The organism is Halotolerantifilum yawarlongkerapense (assembly GCF_054506745.1).
Genome location: NZ_CP199719.1, coordinates 2,622,366 through 2,641,868, shown reverse-complemented (window position 1 = coordinate 2,641,868; position 19,503 = coordinate 2,622,366). Strand labels below are relative to the sequence as shown.

Annotated in this window: 19 protein-coding genes; 3 read left to right on the top strand and 16 right to left on the bottom strand. The window is 55.4% G+C overall.

Features of this window, described 5'->3' with window-relative positions; all coding sequences use genetic code 11:
- Nucleotides 1-105 precede the first annotated feature (105 nt).
- From clpB to ACULM0_RS12935, 5 genes are all read right to left on the bottom strand, one after another.
- On the bottom strand, nt 106-2,682 hold the full coding sequence (gene clpB / locus ACULM0_RS12955; RefSeq protein WP_463677959.1) for an ATP-dependent chaperone ClpB: 2,577 nt from the start codon (nt 2,680-2,682) through the stop codon (nt 106-108).
- Nucleotides 2,679-3,347, bottom strand: coding sequence for a ribbon-helix-helix domain-containing protein (locus ACULM0_RS12950; RefSeq protein ID WP_463677958.1), 669 nt, complete (start codon nt 3,345-3,347; stop codon nt 2,679-2,681). The genes clpB and ACULM0_RS12950 overlap by 4 nt, the downstream gene beginning before the upstream one ends.
- A gap of 120 nt (nt 3,348-3,467) precedes the next feature.
- A complete protein-coding gene (locus ACULM0_RS12945) occupies nt 3,468-3,890 on the bottom strand; it encodes a ferritin family protein (RefSeq protein ID WP_463677957.1) in 423 nt (140 codons plus the stop codon).
- A complete protein-coding gene (gene pepF / locus ACULM0_RS12940; protein ID WP_463677956.1) occupies nt 3,887-5,680 on the bottom strand; it encodes an oligoendopeptidase F in 1,794 nt (597 codons plus the stop codon). Before pepF ends, ACULM0_RS12945 begins: the two co-directional genes overlap by 4 nt.
- Before the next feature lie 59 nt (nt 5,681-5,739).
- Nucleotides 5,740-6,078, bottom strand: coding sequence for a glutaredoxin family protein (locus ACULM0_RS12935; protein ID WP_463677955.1), 339 nt, complete (start codon nt 6,076-6,078; stop codon nt 5,740-5,742).
- 123 nt (nt 6,079-6,201) lie between these two features.
- Between ACULM0_RS12935 and ACULM0_RS12930 the strand changes: the two genes are divergently transcribed.
- Complete coding sequence (locus tag ACULM0_RS12930; RefSeq protein WP_463677954.1) at nt 6,202-7,611, top strand: MATE family efflux transporter; 1,410 nt, start codon at nt 6,202-6,204, stop codon at nt 7,609-7,611.
- Here ACULM0_RS12930 and ACULM0_RS12925 read toward each other — a convergent pair.
- The 8 genes from ACULM0_RS12925 to ACULM0_RS12890 all read right to left on the bottom strand — a co-directional run bounded on the left by ACULM0_RS12925 (nt 7,601) and on the right by ACULM0_RS12890 (nt 14,945).
- Nucleotides 7,601-7,846 (bottom strand): hypothetical protein, encoded by a 246-nt coding sequence (locus tag ACULM0_RS12925; protein ID WP_463677953.1) that lies wholly within the window; start codon nt 7,844-7,846, stop codon nt 7,601-7,603. The genes ACULM0_RS12930 and ACULM0_RS12925 overlap by 11 nt on opposite strands.
- A gap of 115 nt (nt 7,847-7,961) precedes the next feature.
- Complete coding sequence (hydF, locus tag ACULM0_RS12920) at nt 7,962-9,173, bottom strand: [FeFe] hydrogenase H-cluster maturation GTPase HydF (protein WP_463677952.1); 1,212 nt, start codon at nt 9,171-9,173, stop codon at nt 7,962-7,964.
- Nucleotides 9,174-9,270: 97 nt separating this feature from the next.
- Nucleotides 9,271-9,594: a cupin domain-containing protein gene (locus tag ACULM0_RS12915; protein WP_463677951.1), complete on the bottom strand. Its 324-nt coding sequence runs from the start codon at nt 9,592-9,594 to the stop codon at nt 9,271-9,273.
- A gap of 81 nt (nt 9,595-9,675) precedes the next feature.
- Complete coding sequence (locus ACULM0_RS12910; RefSeq protein WP_463677950.1) at nt 9,676-10,323, bottom strand: class I SAM-dependent methyltransferase; 648 nt, start codon at nt 10,321-10,323, stop codon at nt 9,676-9,678.
- Nucleotides 10,304-10,966, bottom strand: coding sequence for a nuclear transport factor 2 family protein (locus ACULM0_RS12905; RefSeq protein WP_463677949.1), 663 nt, complete (start codon nt 10,964-10,966; stop codon nt 10,304-10,306). The genes ACULM0_RS12910 and ACULM0_RS12905 overlap by 20 nt, the downstream gene beginning before the upstream one ends.
- Nucleotides 10,967-11,081: 115 nt before the next feature.
- Nucleotides 11,082-13,100, bottom strand: coding sequence for a methyl-accepting chemotaxis protein (locus ACULM0_RS12900; RefSeq protein WP_463677948.1), 2,019 nt, complete (start codon nt 13,098-13,100; stop codon nt 11,082-11,084).
- Nucleotides 13,101-13,191: 91 nt separating this feature from the next.
- The gene (locus ACULM0_RS12895; RefSeq protein ID WP_463677947.1) at nt 13,192-13,461 is read right to left on the bottom strand and encodes an acylphosphatase; all 270 of its coding nucleotides are present in this window, start codon (nt 13,459-13,461) and stop codon (nt 13,192-13,194) included.
- A 110-nt stretch (nt 13,462-13,571) separates the two neighbouring features.
- Complete coding sequence (locus ACULM0_RS12890) at nt 13,572-14,945, bottom strand: MATE family efflux transporter (protein ID WP_463677946.1); 1,374 nt, start codon at nt 14,943-14,945, stop codon at nt 13,572-13,574.
- Between the two features lie 140 nt (nt 14,946-15,085).
- Between ACULM0_RS12890 and ACULM0_RS12885 the strand changes: the two genes are divergently transcribed.
- Nucleotides 15,086-16,645: a protease complex subunit PrcB family protein gene (locus ACULM0_RS12885; RefSeq protein WP_463677945.1), complete on the top strand. Its 1,560-nt coding sequence runs from the start codon at nt 15,086-15,088 to the stop codon at nt 16,643-16,645.
- 31 nt (nt 16,646-16,676) lie between these two features.
- Here the strand turns inward: ACULM0_RS12885 and ACULM0_RS12880 are convergent, their stop codons facing one another.
- On the bottom strand, nt 16,677-17,465 hold the full coding sequence (locus ACULM0_RS12880) for a GNAT family N-acetyltransferase (protein ID WP_463677944.1): 789 nt from the start codon (nt 17,463-17,465) through the stop codon (nt 16,677-16,679).
- Between the two features lie 84 nt (nt 17,466-17,549).
- On the opposite strand from ACULM0_RS12880, the gene ACULM0_RS12875 reads away from it, so the two are divergent.
- Nucleotides 17,550-17,879, top strand: coding sequence for a DUF1904 family protein (locus ACULM0_RS12875; RefSeq protein WP_463677943.1), 330 nt, complete (start codon nt 17,550-17,552; stop codon nt 17,877-17,879).
- Between the two features lie 9 nt (nt 17,880-17,888).
- Here ACULM0_RS12875 and ACULM0_RS12870 read toward each other — a convergent pair whose 3' ends face one another.
- Both ACULM0_RS12870 and wrbA read right to left on the bottom strand, forming a co-directional pair.
- A complete protein-coding gene (locus tag ACULM0_RS12870) occupies nt 17,889-18,791 on the bottom strand; it encodes a diacylglycerol/lipid kinase family protein (RefSeq protein ID WP_463677942.1) in 903 nt (300 codons plus the stop codon).
- A 99-nt stretch (nt 18,792-18,890) separates the two neighbouring features.
- Nucleotides 18,891-19,493, bottom strand: coding sequence for an NAD(P)H:quinone oxidoreductase (wrbA, locus tag ACULM0_RS12865; RefSeq protein ID WP_463677941.1), 603 nt, complete (start codon nt 19,491-19,493; stop codon nt 18,891-18,893).
- Nucleotides 19,494-19,503: the final 10 nt, after the last annotated feature.

Below are 19,503 nucleotides of genomic sequence, written 5' to 3'. Positions count from 1 at the left end.
CCTTTGCTTCCATCGTTTCCATTATAGCAAAGAATCACACCAAGCTCGATAGCTACTTTTCTCATGGCATGAGAAAAGCCCGCCGGCGCCGGCGGGCTTTTGGGGTCATAGAATCTTGAGCTTGTCCTCCTCAGCATCGACGGTCACGACCTGTCCCTCCGTTACCTCACCCGAGATCAGAGCGCGGGCGAGCAGGGTTTCCACGTGACGCTGCATATAACGCTTGAGCGGTCGCGCCCCGAACTGAGGTTCGTAGGCGCTATCGATGATCAGCTCGCGGGCTGCATCGGTGAGCTCGATCCTCAGGTGCCGATCGGCGATGCGCTCATGCAGATCCTCGAGGAGCAGATCCAAAATCGACCGGATCTGCTCTCTCACCAGGGGTTTGAACAGGACGATCTCATCTAATCGGTTGAGGAATTCCGGTCGGAAGTGTCCGCGCAGTCTCCCCATGATTTCATCGCGCAGGGCATCGTCGATTTGTCCCCCACCGGAGAGCTCATCGAGCAGGCGATCCGATCCAATGTTAGAGGTCATGATGATCACGGTGTTTTTGAAATCCACCGTGCGCCCCTTGGCATCGGTCACACGACCGTCGTCGAGAACCTGGAGCAGGACGTTGAAGACATCGTGGTGGGCCTTTTCAATTTCATCGAAGAGCAGAACGGAGTAAGGCTTTCTCCTCACCTGTTCGGTGAGCTGCCCCCCCTCTTCATACCCCACGTAGCCCGGAGGGGCGCCGATGAGCCGGGCTACGGTGTGCCGTTCCATATACTCCGACATATCGATGCGAATCAAGTTGTGCTCGGAATCAAAGAGGGTGTTGGCCAGGGTTTTTGCCAGTTCCGTCTTCCCGACGCCCGTGGGACCCAAAAATAGGAAGGAGCCAATTGGCTTCGAAGGATCCTTGATCCCGGCGCGCGAGCGCAGGATGGCGTCGGCCACTTTGTCCACGGCCTCCTCCTGACCGACCACCCGTTCGTGCAAAACGTCGCCGAGCTTCAGTAACTTCTCACGTTCACCGGCCAGGATCTTGGAGAGGGGGATCTGCGTCCACTTCGAAATGATCTTGGCCACTTCCTCGGCGGTCACCGTCTCTCGGATCAACTGACCCTCTTGCATCTCCGCATCCCTACTGGCTCTTTTCAACTGGCCTTCTAACTCGGGCAGGCGTCCGTATTTGAGCTCTGCCGCGCGGTTGAAGTCGTACTGGCGCTCGGCCTCCTCAATCTCGTAGCGCAGGCTATCGAGGCCTTCCTTGATCCGCTTGACCTCTTCGACAGCTTCCTTTTCCGATTGCCAGATGGCCTTCATCCCGTTGAAGGTGTCCTTCAGATCGGCGATCTCCCGCTCGGTCTCCGACAACCGCTGCTTCGATGCCGCATCCTTCTCTTTTTTAAGCGCAGCGGCCTCAATCTCCAGGCGCATGATCTCTCGGCTGATCTCATCCATCTCCGTGGGCATGGATTCCATCTCCGTGCGGATCAGGGCGCAGGCCTCATCGACCAGGTCGATCGCCTTGTCCGGCAGGAAGCGGTCGGAGATGTAGCGATGGGAGAGAGTGGCGGCACCGATCAGCGCTGCATCGTTGATCGTTACCCCGTGAAAAATTTCGTAACGTTCCTTCAACCCGCGCAGGATGGCAATGGTGTCCTCCACCGAAGGTTCATCCACCGTAACCGGCTGAAAGCGACGTTCGAGGGCCGTATCCTTCTCGATGTACTTCTTATACTCGTTGAGGGTCGTCGCACCGATACAGTGGAGCTCACCGCGCGCCAACATGGGCTTGAGCATGTTGCCGGCGTCCATGGCCCCTTCGGTCTTTCCGGCGCCCACGATGTTATGCAGTTCATCGATGAAGAGGAGGATCTGTCCCTCGCTCTTGCGAATTTCATCGAGAACGGCCTTCAGACGCTCCTCGAACTCACCGCGGTATTTGGCCCCTGCCACGAGCGAGCCCATGTTCAGGGAGAAAATCCGCTTATCCTTCAGGCTGTCCGGCACATCGCCCTTAACGATCCGCTGGGCTAACCCCTCGGCGATGGCAGTCTTTCCCACGCCGGGCTCCCCGATGAGAACGGGGTTGTTCTTCGTCTTCCTGGACAGGATCCGCACGGTCCTCCGAATCTCATCGTCGCGGCCGATCACAGGATCGAGCTTGTTCTCGCGGGCCATGGCCACGAGATCTTGGCCGTACTGCACGAGGGCCTCGTAGGTCCCCTCGGGGTTGTCCGTGGTGACACGCTGGTTTCCTCGCACATCGGCCAGCGCCTTCATGAATGTATCTTCATCGATTTCCAGGTCCCGTAGCAACGCCCTACTACTACCCGAAGCTTTTCTGATCAACGCCACCATCAGGTGTTCGACGGAAACGTACTGATCGTTCAGACGTTTCATCGCTTTCTCGGCTTCTGCCAAGATCCCGTGAGCCTGCTGTGACAGGGTCACCTCGGTCTGAGACGATTTCGGCAAGCGCTCAATGCGCTCTTGCGTCCGCGCCTTCAAGGATTCCGCATCATGACCGGTGCGCTCCAGTAGTTTGGGAACGAGACCCTGGGGGTCTTCCAGTAGTCCGTAGAGTAGGTGGATGGGTTCCACCTGGGGATTACCGTGCTCGACGGCCACGGACTGAGCCGACTGAATGGCCTGAAGGGCTTTTTGCGTAAACTGTTGTGTGGTCATGTGACCTCTCCTCCTTTAAAGAATTGTCGATACTTCGCCTCAATCATCCGATTGCTTACTTCGGGTGCATCGAGGTATTCAAAATAAATATCTAGCGAGCGTTGCACCAGACAAAGGTATTGATAGAGTTCCCCGGTAGCTCTCTCCACGTTGATCGCGTGGTCCCCCTTGTCCCTGCGGAGCACCTTCTCGATGCCCGTACCGATTCTACGGTAGGGTGCCGTTCCGGGGATACCGGGTCGCCGAGCGACCTCCCCCCTTGTCTCGATGCCATTGACCAGGGAGAAGAAGGCCCAGAGTGCATCGCAAAAGGCCACCGAGGTGGACCGCGTCACCACGCGCAAGTGTCCCAGGTCTCTCTCTTCCTGACCACCGAAAGACAGGATGAAGCGGACCTTCGGACGGTAGGCAAACAAGACGGTGCTCCTGTACTGGAGTGCCCCGCTCCGCTTGGCAGAGAGTACCGTCACACGTCCGAAGCGTTCGAGGGCCTCCGTCAGCCGATCCATCATCTCGACCTGTTTGATCTTGGGAGTCAACGCTCCGTAACGTTGCGCCAGCAGAGTGTTCATCAGTTCCGAACGATTTAGACTGCGTTTTTTTGCCTCATGATCGAGGGCTTCTAGTAGCGCCTCGTCGAGCGCCAGACTCACGATACGACTCATCAGCATCACCTATCCTATCCTATCCTTAGGATACTCCCACGCAAAACTTTGTCAACGGATTTATGATATCGTTCAACGTTTTTTAACAAATCGATAAAAAAATGAGGGCGCTAAGCACCCTCATCCGATCATCAACCTTTCGATTTTTTTGGCGTGTGCTTCCTCCGCCTCCACCAGGGTCTTCAGGAGCTGCCGCTCCTTCTGGTCACTACTCTGATCGAGCAATGCGCCGTAGAAGGCAGCTGCCTCTCGCTCTGATGCCATCGCAGCCTTGAGCACTTCCTCCCGTGATGCCTCCGGCGTGAGCGACAAAAGCGCCTCGGGAATCGGTGGGGCACTGGCGGCGGGCGCCACCTCGAGATCACCTTCAATCTGGTAAAAATCCCTGAGCCAACCCTCGTGGCGCCCTTCCTCTTCCGTGAGAAAGGCGAAGAGCGCATAGAGGGCGTTTTCCTCCCAGTCGCGGTTTCCCTGGGCTTCGTAAAAAGCACGGCTCTTGTACTCATGATCGATCGCGGTGGCCAGGAGATCCAATGGGATCATAGCAAGGACTCCATCTGCTCTACACCGCTAGCGAAGGCTTGGAGTGCTTTTGCCACCGTCTCCTTTTCCGTCATATCGGCACCGGCTGCCTTGAGGACATCGATGGGATAGGCCGAGCTTCCGGCCCCGAGGAAGCCAAGGTATGCCTCCAAGGCCCCCACATCGCCAGAACGCAGCTTTTCCGAAAGAGCTACTGCCGCAGAAAAGCCCGTGGCGTACTGGAAAACATAGAAGTTGTAATAGAAGTGTGGAATACGGGCCCATTCCAGGGCGATCGCGTCATCCACCACCACATCGGGTCCGTAGTAGGTTTCGTTCAACCGCCGGTAGATCGTCTTGAACGTCTCCGCTGTGAGCGCTTCCCCCGCATCGGCCCGCTCGTGGATCTCCCTTTCGAACTCGGCAAACATGGTCTGCCGAAAGAGCGTGGTCCGGAACTGCTCGAGATAGTGGTTGAGCACATACCGCTTTTTCTCCTCGTCTTCGAGGGTCTGAAGCAAGTGAGCGGTCATCAGGGCCTCATTGGTCGTCGATGCTACTTCCGCCACGAAAATACTGTAGTTCCCGTAAACGTAGGGTTGTGCCTTCCGGGTCATGAAGGAATGCATCGCATGGCCCATCTCGTGTCCGAGGGTAAACACATGGTCGAGCGTCCCGTGGTAGTTCATCAGAATGTAGGGATTCGAATCATAGGTCCCCCAGGAGTAGGCGCCGCTCTTCTTACCCTTGTTCTCGTAGAGATCGATCCAGCCCTGATCAAAGGCACGATTCACGACATCGGTGTAGTCACTCCCGAGAGGGGCAAAACTCGCGAGGAGCATGTCCCGGGCCTCCTCGATCTCCACCTGGTAATCGACCTCGGGGACCATGGGACAATAGAGATCGTACATATGCAGCTCTTCAACACCTAGCGCCCGCTTCCTCAGCGCCATGTAGCGGTGCATCACATCGAGGTGGTCGTGCACGGCCTCGATCAGTGCATCATAGACGGACTCAGGTATGAAGTCATCGAAAAGGGCGGCGGCCCTTGCCGTAGGGTACTGTCTTGTTTTGGCATAAAAGTTATTCTTCTTGACCTCGGTTGACAACAAGGAGGCAAAGGTATTGATGTGTGACGCATAGACACTGTAGTATGCATCGAAGGCCGCTTTTCTCACTTCGCGGTCGGTCGATTCCATCAGGGGGATGAAGTTCCCGTGGGTCAATGCCACGGCTTTGCCATCGATCGTGATCTCCGGAAAGGTTAGATCGGCACCCGAAAGCATGGAATAGGTGGACTCCGGTGCCATGGCGATTTCTCCCATCCCCGCTAGGATCGCCTCCTCCTTCTCACTCAGCACATGGTCTCTGTTACGGATCAAGTCCTCGAGATAATGATGATAAAGGGCGAGACCTGGTACTTCTTCTACCCACCGACGGATTTGATCAGGATCACCCGACAGCAGCTCGGGGGCGAAAAAAGAGAGAGCCTCTCCGACGCGGACCATCATGCCTTCGGCTCGGGACACCTGACCCTGCCAATGCGGGTCCCGTGTATCCTCATCCGAACGGAGGCGCGCATAGGTAAACACATTGGCGATGGTCCTGCGAACCTCCAGTTTGGCTTCGATCGCCCGGAGGAGCGTTTTACCGCTTTCGAGCAAACGCCCTTTGTAGGCCACGGCTCGGTCCTTCTTTTCCTCTACGCTCTCGAAATCCTCTGCCCATTGTCCCTCTGAGAGGTACAGCGAGGAGAGATCCCACATATGGGTGGTCTCCATGTCCTTTCGTTCCTTCACTTCTTTGATCATAATCTGCTCCTTTCCGAGTGTCCCTAGGTCCACTCTCTGTTTGTATGACTCCTGCTCGGTTAGGTTCGCACCGCAAATACGCCCTCGCACGCACGACAGGTGACACGGATCTTGCCCCGGTCCTTTGGCAAACGAAGTTTCTTCCCGCAGTGGGGACAGGCCTGGATTTTGAAATCCACCGCCGCTTCAATTGCCCCGGGATCAAAGCCCTGAATCAAGGTCTCGCCTACGGTGATCACAGGCACGCCCATGATCTTCTTCTCCCGTAAAAAAGTCTGTCCCTGGGGATCTTTGGTCACATCCGATTCCGTGAAGGGATAGCCCTTCTCCCGCAGATACGCCTTCACCTTATGACAGTAGGTACAAGTGGGGGTCGTGTACACCCTGATCTCTTTCATCAGCAAAAACCTCCTTCGATTCCCTTGCTAACAGTTGATTTATTAACAGGCTCAGATTCTCTTTCCTTTTTCACCCCATCGTCTTATAATGGGTGAGAACTCATACTAGGTACGAAAGTGGTGATGACCTTGCCAATATCCTCTACCCTATACAAAAATAAAAAACTCACCCTCGCCATGTTGACCCTCGCGCTACCCGCGATCGTCGAGATGGGTCTCAACACCCTGCTCGGTGTGGCCGATACTCTGATGATCAGTCGTTTTATCGGCCCAGAGGCACTCTCCGCCGTCGGAAATGCCAATCAGATTTTCTTTGTTTTGATCTTCATCTTCTCCTCTTTCAACACCGGGGCCACGGCCCTGGTCTCGCGGAGCTACGGCGAGAGGGATTTCCCCCGGTTGAACCGAGTGGCCGCGCAAGCCACCTTCCTCAACATCTTGATTGGAGCGGTGATCACACTGCTTGCCTTTCGATCGAGACACCTGCTCTTTCTGGTCTACGATCTCACACCCGTGGTCCGCGGTCTGGCGGTGGACTACTTCACCATCGTGTCGCTCAGCATCCCCCTGATGTTCATCGCCTTTAGCTATGCGGCTGTACTAAGGGGGGCGGGAGATACGAAGACGCCCATGCTCATCACGGGCATCATGAACCTCACTAACATCGTGGGAAACTACATCCTGATCACGGGCTTCGGGCCTTTCCCCGAGATGGGCGTCGCCGGTGCAGCCTTGGCCACGACCCTGTCCCGTCTGGTCGGTTTCATGCTCTATACCTACGTCCTCTTCGTGCGGCACACAAAGGTGCGGATCAAGCTCCAGCACATGGTCCTCACAAAGGATATTTTATCACCTCTGTGGCAGATCAGCTACCCCGGTGCCCTCGAGCAGACGTTGATGCAGTTGTCCTTTCTCATCGGTGGCATTATCATTACTACCCTGGACACGGCCTCTGAAGCGGCCTTTCGCATCATCCTGAGCATCGAGTCCCTCTCCTTCATGCCCGCCGTCGGCCTTTCGATCGCCAGCGCTGCGCTCGTCGGCAAGTCGCTGGGTGAAAAGGATATCGACAAGGCGGAGACCACCGGAGTCATCGCTGGGGAACTGGCGATCCTCTGGGGTCTCTTGATGGGTACCATCTTTCTCGCCTTCCCAAAAGTGCTATTGGGTATCTACGATGCAGGCCCGTCCCTCATCGCCCTCTCTTCCCTCACCATGATCGTGGCGGGCTTCAACCAACCCTTCCTCAACTACATGATCGTCATCAGCGGGGCCCTGCGGGGTGCTGGCGACACACGGGCCGTGCTGGTGATCACCACCGCCAGACTCTGGCTCTTCTTCGTGCCGCTGACCTACCTCTTTATCGTCGTCTTCCATCAGGGCATCGCCGGATTCTGGATGGCCGAGATCATCAGTTTCCTGTTCACCTCCGTACTGCTCTACCGACGTTTCCGGAGTAAGAAATGGGCCCGGTTGGACATCGGTAGACCGCTGGCCAGCGTTAAAATTAAGAAAAAACCCGTCAATCGCTGACGGGTTTTTCTCGTTTCAAGGCACTTTCTTCGATTAGGCAGGTGTCGAGCTCCAGTGTTTCGATTCTTCGGTTGAACCGGATCCTGACCAGACCGCCAGCATCTATGGATTCGACGGTGGCCGGTTCACGTTCTAAGATGCTCAGTACCATCCTGTGGAAGATGCTTTTATCCGGCGAGTGCAAGATCGCCAGCCCCTCTTCCGATAGCCTTACCTTTTCTCCGGTTGTGAACACGGTAACACCTCCTCTTCGAGATTTTGTTTAGAAAACCTTTTCCTTGTATACATAATACCACATACACTACTTTTGTGTAAAGAAAAACTCCCCATAGATCGGGGAGTTTCTGCCGTTAGGCGTGGTAGATGGCCAGCGCTTCAGGAAAAGGAGCCAATGCGCGTTCGAGGATCCCGTGAACATCGGCGATAAATACCCCGTAGTTCACAATGGGTACCCCGTGGAACTCGGACGTCTCAATGCGATACTGCATGGCCTTTTGATTGAGCATGCAACCCCCACAGTGAATGACCAGACTGTAGGGTTCGAGGTGCTCGTCGAACTGAATTCCTGCCGTGTGCTCGAGAATCAGCTCTTTGCCCGTGTGTTCCCTGAGCCACCTTGGGATCTTAACGGTCCCGATGTCGTCGGCCTGGCGGTGGTGGGTGCACCCCTCACTGATGAGCACACGATCCCCATCCCTAAGATTCTCGATGGCCTTCACCCCTCGCACCAAGGCCTCTAGGTCACCCTTGTGACGGGCGAACAAGATCGAGAAGCTGGTGAGTAAAACGTCCTCGGGCGTCTCCGCTGACACGCGTCCGAAGGCCTGGGAATCCGTGATCACCATTTTCGGTGGTTTGGCTAGGGTCGCCAAGGTTGCCTTCAGTTCGGTTTCCTTGGTCACGATGCTGATGGCATCGGAGTCCAGGATATCCCGCACCGTCTGCTGCTGGGGTAAGATCAACCTCCCCTTGGGAGCGGCCGAATCGATCGGCGTCACAAGCACCACCACATCGCCCGGCTCTAGGAGATCGGCCACGATGGGATAGGCCACTCCCTCCTCCGGTTGCAAGCGCGTGAGGGCGAGTTTCAGCGTATCGATCCCTTCACCGGTCTTGGCTGAGACCCTGTGCACCTCGAAGGGGGCTTCCACTGGACTTTCCCCGTCGCTCAGATCGATCTTATTGACCACGATCAGCCCGGGGATTTTCTTTCTTTCGATGAGCGACACGATCTCCCGATCGGCATCGGTCATGCCCGTCGGGCCATCGATCACCACGAGGGCGATATCAGCCTTGTTCAATACTTCCAGGGATTTCTTCTTCCGTAGGTCTCCTAGCTCACCATAGTCATCTAGTCCTGCTGTATCGATGATGACCACGGGACCGAGCGGGAGGATCTCCATGGCCTTATATACAGGGTCCGTGGTTGTTCCCATGACCTCGGAAACGATGGCGATCTCCTGACCGGTGAGCGCGTTGATGATGCTCGATTTTCCGGCATTCCGACGACCGAACAGGGCAATGTGGACGCGGTTGGACCGCGGGGTATTCTGCAAACTCATCTCTTACCTCTTTTCTCAATCAACTCATGAAGAAAAAAACGATTAGCTTCATCCCTACGATCGTACAACATTGTTACAAAAAAAACAAGGGGTGAAGTCACCCCTTGTAGGCCGATGGAGCCGGTGCTTTGACGACCATCAGTTCCAGTTGGTCCTCGTCCTCGTTGCGCACGTGCATCTTGGTATTGTAGGGAATCTGAAGCAGTGCCCCTCGCTCGTAGACCTGGGTCTCCTGCTCATCTAGCGTGATGCTCAGCTTCCCACCGAGCACCGTCATATAGACGTTACTGTTCGCGTGATGCACGGGAAGACCACCCCCCTGGTCAAACTGCATGTGGATGATGTTGACGTTCTCGTCCATCACGATCTTGTCCACCACTGGGTTCTTCGTGGCATCAAAGGCATGTAGTGTCTCGATCATAAAACCAGTCTCCTCTCTCTTGCTCTTCCATTCGCTAGTAACCAGACTATCAAAGAACTGGAGAAGATGCAGTAACCAATGTTACACCCTGCGAAAAGTGGCCACCCGTTTTCCATCGTGGTCGATCAGCCTGAGCCCATAGAGACTTTCGAAATAGCGGAAGGTCTCCGGTGTGTAAAAGGCAATATGGGTGGGATCCCTCCGGTAGTGCCAATCGAGGAACACATCGCGCTCCTCCGGTGCAAAGAGCGTCATCAGCGATAGGTAGCCCCCTTTGTCCAGGCAAGCGGCCAATCGCTTGAACACCGCCGGGGGATCGGCGAGGTGCTCGACAACCTCTGTGGTAACGATTCCGGCATAGGTTTTTTCGAAGGCCGAGGGCACATCGTGATAAAAAAGATCGTAGAGGGTCACCTCGTACCCCCTTCGCCTGAGTAGCTCGGCCAGTACGGGCTCCGGTCCCGACCCGAAATCGAGCAACCGCCCCCCATCCATGAATTTGCCGATCCCACCGTCGATCGCACGGTTGAGAAAGTCGACGTACCCCTCATCTTCGATGCTATTCTCGTGGAGCTCGTACTGGGCAAACTCATCGGCTGCCTCCACCCGGTCCGCCGGGTCTAGCTGGATAAACCCACAGGTCGGACAGTGGTGGTAGGTCACTTTAAACTGCTGATCGTACCAAGCGACCATGGGTTGTTTACAAAAGCTACAGATCATCTGTTTCATACCTCTCGATCATCCATTGATTCTCTTCCCAGCGCAATCGATAGCGCCAGTTGTACGTATCGGACCATGTTTCTCCGGCCCTCGTCTTCTCGATCACCTCATGCACCCTGGCCACGGCCGTTTCTCCGTCCACGGTGACCTCCAGCACATCGAGCACGAGAAACCGTTCCTTTAGCCCCTCGCGATCGAAGTCCCGGAGGACCCGATAGACGTCACTATCCTCCGTGATGTGCTCTTCGATGGCACGCGAGCCAGTGTGAACGAAGCTGAGCCAAGCATCGTTAAACAGATGAATGCGCTCCACGATTAAATCTTGGTCCGATAGTACCTCCAGCTCAAGTGTTTCGGCCGCTGGTACGTCCTTGCCGCCGACCAGTTCTTCGGAAGGTGGCGGCGTGGTTTCTGTGGCTTCGCTCAACGCAGGTTCCGAAGCGATCGTAGCTGGCGTTGCCCCTGGATCGATGGCGATTACCGCGTACAGGATGCCCACGATGGCCAAAAAAACGATGGCGATGAGCAAATGGGCCCTATGGTCACGGTGCCAGAGGACAGGACCTTCCCCTTCCGGGCGAATCGCTTCACCGCAAACGGGGCAACTGGTGGTGTCTTCTTGTAACAAGCTCTGACATTCAGGACAAAGCATTCCATCGCCTCCCAGCTTCAAACGGATTTCTCTTAACCAGTTTACTATATCTTTCGCGAAAAGTATAAAAGAATGCATGACCAATAGAAAAGGGGCTCACATGAGCCCCGGCTTCCTATACTTTGAACTGATTGGTCTGCAGGAGCAGTTCGGCGGCGATTTCGTTCAACTCGTTCGCCAGCTCCGCCACATTGCCGATGGCCTCAGCCTGTTGCTCCATGGAAGCGGAGACCTCTTCTGTAGAAGCCGCTGTTTCCTCGGAAACAGCCGAGATGTTTTCCACGGATGCCACGATATCGTTCTTCTCTTCATTGAGTTCCGTTACGAAGCTCGTCATCTCCTGGATACGACCGGCGAGCGCTTCGATAGAGGAGGAGATGCGGGTAAAGGCGCTGTTGACGCTTTCCACGGACTGGGTCTGCTCTCCGCTCGCTTTGTTCACCACATCCATGGTCTTCACCGCAGCGCGACTGGATCCTTGGATTTCGTTGATGATCTGTCCGATCGAATGCGTAGATTTGCTCGTTTCCTCCGCCAGCTTTCGAATTTCCTCAGCTACGACCGCAAACCCGCGACCAGCCTCTCCGGCACGCGCGGCCTCGATCGAAGCGTTGAGCGCCAGTAGATTCGTCTGCTCCGCGATACCCGAGATGGCTTCAGAAATTTCCCCTATGTCCTCGGCACGCTGGTTCAGATCTCCGATGACCGTTCCAATTTCTGCAACGGAGCGGTTATTCTCCTCGGATTTGTGCTGTAAATCGGTGATGCTGTTCATCCCGTCGGCATTGACGGCCATCATCTTCTCAGTATCCCCGGCCATTTCGCTGGAATTCCTGAGAAGTTCCTGTAGCTTGCGGTCAAATCCGCTGACCAGGGTGGCCACTTTCTCCACATCTTCCGCCTGAGCGTTTGCCCCATCGGCGATTTCATTTACCGTCTTGGCCACTTCATCCGTGGTGGCCGTCGTTTCCTCTGAATTTGCGGCGAGGTTCTCCGATGAGCGTCGTAGCTGATCAGCATTTTGCTTGACGCCGCCGATCAGGCCGACGACATTTTCCATCATGCGGTTGAAGGTGATCGCCACGGTCTTGAACTCATCCTTCGCGATGTTTTCATCCACGCGAGCCGTGAAATCACCAGCCTCGATCACGACCATTTTCTCACCGAGGTCCTTCAGAGGTCTCACGATGACACCGGAGTAAATCAGGGCGATCAAGATCCCGATGAGAGCGGCTGCCCCGCCGACCATGAGGGTCATGTTGAGCACACGCCCGGTGATCGTCAGGATCTCCACGTCAGAATAGGAACCGATCAACCGCCACCCGTTATCAAAGACCACCTGGACGGCCGTTTTGTTCTCTCCTTCAAAGGGGTAGTGGAAGATCCCTTCCTCCCCCGACAGGACGAATCCCTGGAGATCACCCACCGCTATGTCCTCACCGAGGGTCTGCCCGATCAAATCGTTTCTAGGGTGGCTGATCAGCTGTCCCTCTTTTGTCGTCAGGTATAGATAACCGCTATCGCCGATGACCTTTTCGTTCAAATTCGCCTGAATGGTCGATAGGTCGATGTCCACGGCGACGACACCCTTGACATCATTTCCATAGCGAAGCGCCTTGGCCAGGGATACCACGAGGTCGCCGGTAGAAGCATCTTCATAGGGATCCGTCCAGATGACCTCATCCGTAGCCAGGGCTGCTTCGTACCAGGGACGCGTCCTGGGATCATAATCCGCGGGCAAATCTTGCACTGGTCTCAGGATCATCGATCCCTCGGCCGTCCCAAGATAGACACCCTTGAGATCCGGATAGGTGCCCAGCGCATTCTCGAGGTCCACAATCGTATTGGACATCGCAAAGGTGTTGGCCTCGGCATCTCTAAAGTCACGATTGAGCGTAAAACTGATCAACAGTCGCTCGTACTGACCGAAGTATGCATTCATATACTCCTGGGTCTCTTCTACATAGGCCATGCTGTCCTTTTCATAGAGTTGCACCAGCTCGTTATAGGAGGTCCTGTAGGATAAGTAGCCGATGGTCCCCACCGGTATGACCACCAATAAGATGAACACCATGATCAGCTTACCCCTCGTACCCAACACCCCACCCTTGGTTTCGATCTTTTTTCCTGCCATGCCCTTACACTCCCCTTTTTACTCTCTCACGTCGATCCGTGGGAATTTTGTCAAAATTCATCGATTTTTGTCGACTGCTCGGTCAAAAAAATTATCCGATCACATCGAACCCCTCGGGTACCGATTGGTCCGACATCTCGGCCGTAACGTTCTCCACTCTTGCAAAGGAAGGTCCCTGCCGGAGTTGATCCTCTAGTGTCTTCAGGTCCTTCTCTGACCCGCGTGCCAACACGGTCACGCTACCGTCCGTTTCGTTTTTGACGGTACCGGATAGACCGAGTGCCCTGGCCTGCTTCATAGTGAAGTATCGAAAACCAACACCCTGGACGCGACCGGTGATGCGGTACCGTTTCGTAATCATAGCACTCACCTCACTTTCAATGCTTCTGCTTAAGGAGTATTATACCCTTCAGCGAAAGAAAGAAGCAAGAAGCGGCGGATGTTTTGTGACGTCTCTACAAAAGGGAGCCCTTAAAGGGCTCCATCTGCAGCGATGCCGAGCGTCGGTGTCTTCCGCTGGTAGCGCAGGAACCAGAGGGCCAGCACGACACCTTTGAAGATACTCGAAATGCTGATCGCCCACCAGATACCGTTGAGTCCAAGCGGTGTGTGCAGGGCCAAGTAATATGCCGCCGGGATCCGCAGGGCATTGAACAGGATGCCCACGAAAGCCGGTGGTGTGGAACGTCCCAGTCCGTTGAAAATGCCGGAGGTGGTAATCTCCAGGCTCATGAACACCTGGCTGATCCCCAAGATCCTGAGGTAATCGATCCCCAGGGCGAGGGCTTCAGGCTCGGTGATGAATATGCTGAAAACGGGTCCCGGGAAAAAGAGTAGCAGCACCGTGGCGAGCAAGCCAAAGGTCCCTACGATGCCCAAGGTGACGAGGTAACCCTTGAGCACCCTTTCGTTTTTACCGGCACCAACATTCTGGGCCACAAAGGTGGCCAGTGCCGTCATGAAACCGCTGGCAGTCATCCAGCTCAAGGACTCCACTTGCGACCCGACCTTCTGTACAGCGATCGGCGTCGGTCCCCAGTTAGCGATCAACCGGGCGATGATCATGGCGATCAGGGCAAAGAGGCCCAGCTGGAGGGCCGGGGGAAAGCCGATGCGCACGATCTCGATCACATCCACCCGGCGGATCTTTCTTTTCGTCAGGCTGAAGGCCTCGAACAAGATATGCCTGACGAAAATCAGGTAGATAAAGGCCAAGCTCACTACCACCTGTGCGATGACCGTGGCGTAGGCTGCACCGATGACACCGAGTGCAGGGAGACCGAACCACCCGAAGATCAAGACGGGGTCGAGCACGATGTTCGTCACAAGACCCAGGGCGTTCACATAGAAAGGTGTCCGCGAGTCCCCCTTGCCATTGAACACGCCCGTGAACACCGGATTCATGAAGGTGAAGAAAATCCCGTAAGAGATGATCCTGAGGTAATCCGTGGCATCGGTGACGGCCACCGGATCACCCAGGTTGAAAAATCCGATCAGGCGATCGTTGAAGAAGAAGAGCATGATGAAGTACACAAGCGATAAGGCTAGGTTCACGAGGATCCCCGTGGCTGCATAATCCTTGGCCCGAGCGCGATCCTTAGCACCCGTGGCGTTGCCCACCTTGACTTCCACACCGATCTTACCCATGAGGATCCAGGCGTTGGCCATCCACAGGAAGAAGCCGGCCGTCCCCACGCTGGCCACCGCACGGCTGCCGAGCTGACCGATCCAGATCATATCGATCAGGTTGTAGGCCATCTGTATGAAACTCGTCCCGATGATCGGCATGGCCAAGCGCAAGATTACTTTCGTGATCGATCCGGTCGTCAGGTCACCTCTGTGCATAACAACACCCCCCTCTATTATTCTTTCGATAGTCTAAGCATATTCTAATCCAAAAGGCATGCATTCGCAACCAGGTCTTTTGTATCCCCATAAGTTGGGTATATATGCCTGTGAGAACTGAATCCGAGGAGGGATGTCTTTTGAAACGTTTACTACCCATCTTACTGTTGCTGTGCCTGCTCCCCATCGGCTTCGCCGAGGACCAGGCCCCTACCCTTGAGACCTTTACCCCTGACTATGCGGGCTTTACTTTCCGCTACACTGGTTTTGCAGAGTACGGCCATACCATGACCCTCGACGAAATCCTAGAGACCGGAGACAGTCGGGTCTACCGTTACAGCGGAGATGTGGATGATGCCTCGGGTGGAGAATCCGATCGAGATTTTTCACTGTCGCGCATCTGGATTGCCACTGACGATAGCCTGACCGAACGCGTCGATGCTGAGGTCGCCATGGACAATCGCTACGATGAGGTCACGCTGCTACGCGCACCCCTCGTGGAGGGTGGACAGTTCACCCAGTCGGTCACGGCTTCCAACGGTACGACATACGAGTTGATCGCTACCGTCGATCGCTTGGTCGAAACCCCCGACGGGTGGGAAATCACCGTTACCTATCGAGAGGACGCCGGCGCGGTCTATGAAAAACGAACCTTCCGTGAGGGCATGGGCCTCATCTTCTACGAGCGGTTGTTGCCCGATGGAGAATCTGAAATTCTGTTGAACTACAGTCTCCTCCCATCCTACAGCGGTCTTCCCGAGATGGCCTTTTCCGATGTGCCCGCCGAGCACAGGGCCAGGATCACTTTGGAGAAACGTCGCGCTTTGGGTCAGATCAGCGGCTATCCCGACGGTTCCTTCCGTCCTGACGCCCCAGTCACAGAAGTGGAGACCCTGGTCATGGCCTATGCAGATCGCCAACTGCCCATGGTGGCACCCGGTTCTTCCTGGTTCGCCCCCTACCTTGCACTGGCCGCAGAAGAAAACCGGACGGACGTTGTCCCCGGGAGACTCATGACCGCCGGACACTTCACAGAATGGTTCGGACATGATTTCCCCGAGAAGGAAGAGGAACAGATCCTCACGCGGGCAGAGGTGGCCATGCTCACCTTCTCAGCACCTGTACCGTTTGACGGTGAGGAGGCGAGGGATTCTCTCGTGGCCTCAGAATTAGCCGATGCCGCCGTCACACCTCCCCAGCTCTTTCGAGAAACTCCTGAACACGGCTTCTTCCGTTGGCGCGAGGAAGAGGGTGAAACGCGCACCCTCCTTCGCGCGGACTTCATCGCCCACGATGTGGGTATCCAGATTCTCGATCCCGTGCGACAACCTCTACCCATTGAGAGCGAAGGCACCTACCGCCTCCTGACACCTGCAAGCCTCACACAATCCCAAAGGCTTGAGATCGAGCGTCTCAAGCGCAGATCGGGAGTGCACCTCCTATCGCACGAGGGTGATAGGGCCCTCTATACCATTTCTCTCGGTGAGAAAGCGACGGGCGGTTACGCCATCACGCCGGTCTCGCTCCAGGGCGATACCCTCGTTGTCGATGTGAAAGAACCCGGTCCCGATGAGATGGTCACCCAGGCCATCACCTACCCGATGATCATCGTGGAGATAAGTCCGGCCCTTTCGGACCTCACGGTCATCACCACCACTGGGGACACCATGGAAAGCACCGGCGGGGAATCCGCCTCCTGATCTACTAGCGAGCAAAGTATAAGCCGGCTTTTTAAGCCGGCTTATACTGATTGAACATGGTCCATGTCCCGATGGGTCGAAAGCCGAGCCGTTCGTAGATTCTACCGGCCCCCGGATTGTCGTAGAACAGGCAGAGAAACTTCCCCTCATCGAGGGGCCTCTTGCAGACAGCCTCCACGCAGGCCGTGGCATACCCATGACCACGGTAATCGGGGTCCGTACAGACACCGACCACCATGGCGGACGTGCTGTTTTCCGCCGTGAGCCCGGCAGAAGCCACCACGATGCCATCGCGTTCCATCAGGTACACCTCTCCGCTACCGTCCCTGATCCCGTCGGCCATGGCCGCGATACTCTCCTCCGTTGTATCGAACTCGTCGATCTTCTCCCGGAGTCCGGCCAGCGCCGGCACATCCTCTAGCGTGGCACGTCTGGCACCCGTGAGACCATCTGTCATAGGGGTGAGCATCTCCATTTTGGCAAAGTAGGTGGTCCGATCGGAAGCAAACTCCAGGTGTGCCCTGAACCCTTCGAGCAACTCACTCTTACCGGACAGCCCATCGATCGGGTAGGTCTTGAGCACCTCGACGAGGGGAAAGAGATCGAGCCCCTTCCGCTTTGCGTAATAGATGAAAAACCGACGGTAGCGGAGCAAGATATCCTCCACGCCGCTAACCGATCGTCGGTACCAGATATCCTGAATCGGGCTATTGAAGCCTACGTTCTCGATATCCCCGATGAAGAAAAGATTATACGCCGGTTCCTCCATGAGAAAATCGAGCAACAGCTCTCGGTCCGACTCCCTTGCCTTGATGATCATGATCTGCCTCCGTTTCTTGCAACCTATCGGTCAATTTGGGTATGATGTTAATAACGTGAGATAATCTGAAAGGAGATGTCAAAGATGCCACATATTCGTTGCCGCGGTATGGAACGGGAAGAAATCCTCAATCTCTCTGAAACCCTGCTGGATTTTCTCGTCGATCTGATCGGGGTCCCCAGGGACCATTTTACCCTGGAGTACGTCAACACGGGATTTATCCGAGACGGTCGTTCCGACACGATGGCCTATCCCTTCATCGAAATCCTCTGGTTTGCCAGGGAGGAAGAAAAGAAACGGGTGATCGCCAAGTATCTGACCAACGCTTTCCAAAATATTGGATATCCTACCGTGACCGTCTACTTCACCGATCTCGATCCGAAACAATACTACGAGAACGCAGACCACTTCTGATTAAGGCCCCTATTCAGGGGTCTTTTCCTTTGGTACGATCATGGTCAGGGCCTTTTCCCGAATGGAAAATTGCATCGGTAGTGTGCCGTCTTTCTCTCCATCGAGATCCACAACGAGCGCTTTCGAAGCATCGATGGACAGCGATTTTGCTTTATGGTGATGGATGCGCGGGTGTTTGGTCAATCTACCCGAGAGGAAGTCCCCGATCAGATCGAAGGCTTCCGCTGGTTTGACCTCTTCGATGACGAGCAGGTGAAGATAACCGTCGTCCACCTCAGCATCTCTGTGGAGCAACCGAAAACCACCGACGTTCGGGGAGTTGGTGATCAAGAAGAAAAGGCAATCAATGCTTTTCTCGCGATCATCGAAGGACACGTGGATGGTATTGGTGGTCGTGAGGTTCTTGGGCAGGTCCGTCAGACCTTTCAGATAGTAGGCGAAACGCCCCAAGGCTGCCTTCTGTTTCTGCGGTACATCGTAGGCGATGTCCGTCAGGTTGCCGGCCGCTGCCACGTTGAGAAAATACCGATCTCCAGCGAGACCCAGGTCGATCGAGCGCGAAAACCCACGTGAGACCATATCGGCGAAGGGCTCCACCTGCTTGGGCAGGCGCATATGGGTGGCAAAATCATTGATCGTGCCCAGGGGAAAAAGGGTGAAGGGCGTAGAAATCTGATGGCGCATGATGCCGTTGACTACCTCGTTCGCCGTCCCGTCACCCCCGCACCCGATGATCAAGTCGTAATCCGCCGCGAATTTTGCCACCTGCACATCTGCCAGCTCCTGATCCGTGGTAGGGTAACGGTGGACGGAGTGCCCCCGTCTCCTCAGAGCCTGAAACAATGCGTCGATGGTCTTGGTATGATTGGTCCGGCCCGAGGCCGGATTATAGATGAGCTTGATCTTGAACATGAGAGCACGCTCCTTTCTGTCTTATGATATCCTACCCCCTTTTACCCATAAAAAAACACCCGACCGCTCGCGATCGGGTGCTGTCTACTGTCAATTTTTCTATTCGGTCCAAATTTTCTCTGCGATGGCTAGGGTGCGTCGCGCCTGGATTTTCACAGCGCCTTCCACATCCTCGACCATGTCCCCATCGGCACTGACGGTCACACTGGTCCCGTAGGGATTACCACCGGCCGCGTAGAGTCCATCATCGGTATACCCCGGACTCACCACGATCGCGCCCCAGTGGAACATCGTGGTATACAGAGACAAGATCGTCTGTTCCTGCCCACCGTGTGGGTTCTGTGCCGAACTCATGGCACTGACCACTTTGTTGATCAGCTTCCCTTCGAACCAAAGCCCCCCGGTGAGGTCGAGAAACTGTTTCATCTGGGCAGGCAGATTCCCAAAACGGGTCGGCATGCTGAAAATATAGGCATCGGCCCAGTCGAGATCTTCCACCTTGGCCTCCGGCATATCGGCCGTTGCCTCGTGATGGGCTTTCCATGCAGGGTTCGAATCGATGGCAGCCTGTGGTGCCAGCTCCTTCACTTTTCTAAGCCGCACTTCTGCACCGGCCGCCTCCGCGGCCTCTGCTGCCCATTGGGCCAACTGATGGTTGGTACCTGTCGAACTATAGTAAATAACCGCTAGTTTAATAGCCAAATCTTTCATC

What these genes read in the sequence shown, in the direction of transcription:
- pepF (WP_463677956.1), bottom strand. Translation starts at nt 5,680, where the DNA reads ATGATCAAAGAAGTGAAGGAACGAAAGGACATGGAGACCACCCATATG.
- ACULM0_RS12890 (WP_463677946.1), bottom strand. Translation starts at nt 14,945, where the DNA reads ATGCACAGAGGTGACCTGACGACCGGATCGATCACGAAAGTAATCTTG.
- ACULM0_RS12930 (WP_463677954.1), top strand. Translation starts at nt 6,202, where the DNA reads ATGACCTTGCCAATATCCTCTACCCTATACAAAAATAAAAAACTCACC.
- clpB (WP_463677959.1), bottom strand. Translation starts at nt 2,682, where the DNA reads ATGACCACACAACAGTTTACGCAAAAAGCCCTTCAGGCCATTCAGTCG.
- ACULM0_RS12910 (WP_463677950.1), bottom strand. Translation starts at nt 10,323, where the DNA reads ATGAAACAGATGATCTGTAGCTTTTGTAAACAACCCATGGTCGCTTGG.
- ACULM0_RS12945 (WP_463677957.1), bottom strand. Translation starts at nt 3,890, where the DNA reads ATGATCCCATTGGATCTCCTGGCCACCGCGATCGATCATGAGTACAAG.
- hydF (WP_463677952.1), bottom strand. Translation starts at nt 9,173, where the DNA reads ATGAGTTTGCAGAATACCCCGCGGTCCAACCGCGTCCACATTGCCCTG.
- ACULM0_RS12950 (WP_463677958.1), bottom strand. Translation starts at nt 3,347, where the DNA reads ATGAGTCGTATCGTGAGTCTGGCGCTCGACGAGGCGCTACTAGAAGCC.
- ACULM0_RS12900 (WP_463677948.1), bottom strand. Translation starts at nt 13,100, where the DNA reads ATGGCAGGAAAAAAGATCGAAACCAAGGGTGGGGTGTTGGGTACGAGG.
- ACULM0_RS12870 (WP_463677942.1), bottom strand. Translation starts at nt 18,791, where the DNA reads ATGTTCAAGATCAAGCTCATCTATAATCCGGCCTCGGGCCGGACCAAT.
- ACULM0_RS12915 (WP_463677951.1), bottom strand. Translation starts at nt 9,594, where the DNA reads ATGATCGAGACACTACATGCCTTTGATGCCACGAAGAACCCAGTGGTG.
- ACULM0_RS12880 (WP_463677944.1), bottom strand. Translation starts at nt 17,465, where the DNA reads ATGATCATCAAGGCAAGGGAGTCGGACCGAGAGCTGTTGCTCGATTTT.
- ACULM0_RS12935 (WP_463677955.1), bottom strand. Translation starts at nt 6,078, where the DNA reads ATGAAAGAGATCAGGGTGTACACGACCCCCACTTGTACCTACTGTCAT.
- ACULM0_RS12905 (WP_463677949.1), bottom strand. Translation starts at nt 10,966, where the DNA reads ATGCTTTGTCCTGAATGTCAGAGCTTGTTACAAGAAGACACCACCAGT.
- ACULM0_RS12875 (WP_463677943.1), top strand. Translation starts at nt 17,550, where the DNA reads ATGCCACATATTCGTTGCCGCGGTATGGAACGGGAAGAAATCCTCAAT.
- ACULM0_RS12895 (WP_463677947.1), bottom strand. Translation starts at nt 13,461, where the DNA reads ATGATTACGAAACGGTACCGCATCACCGGTCGCGTCCAGGGTGTTGGT.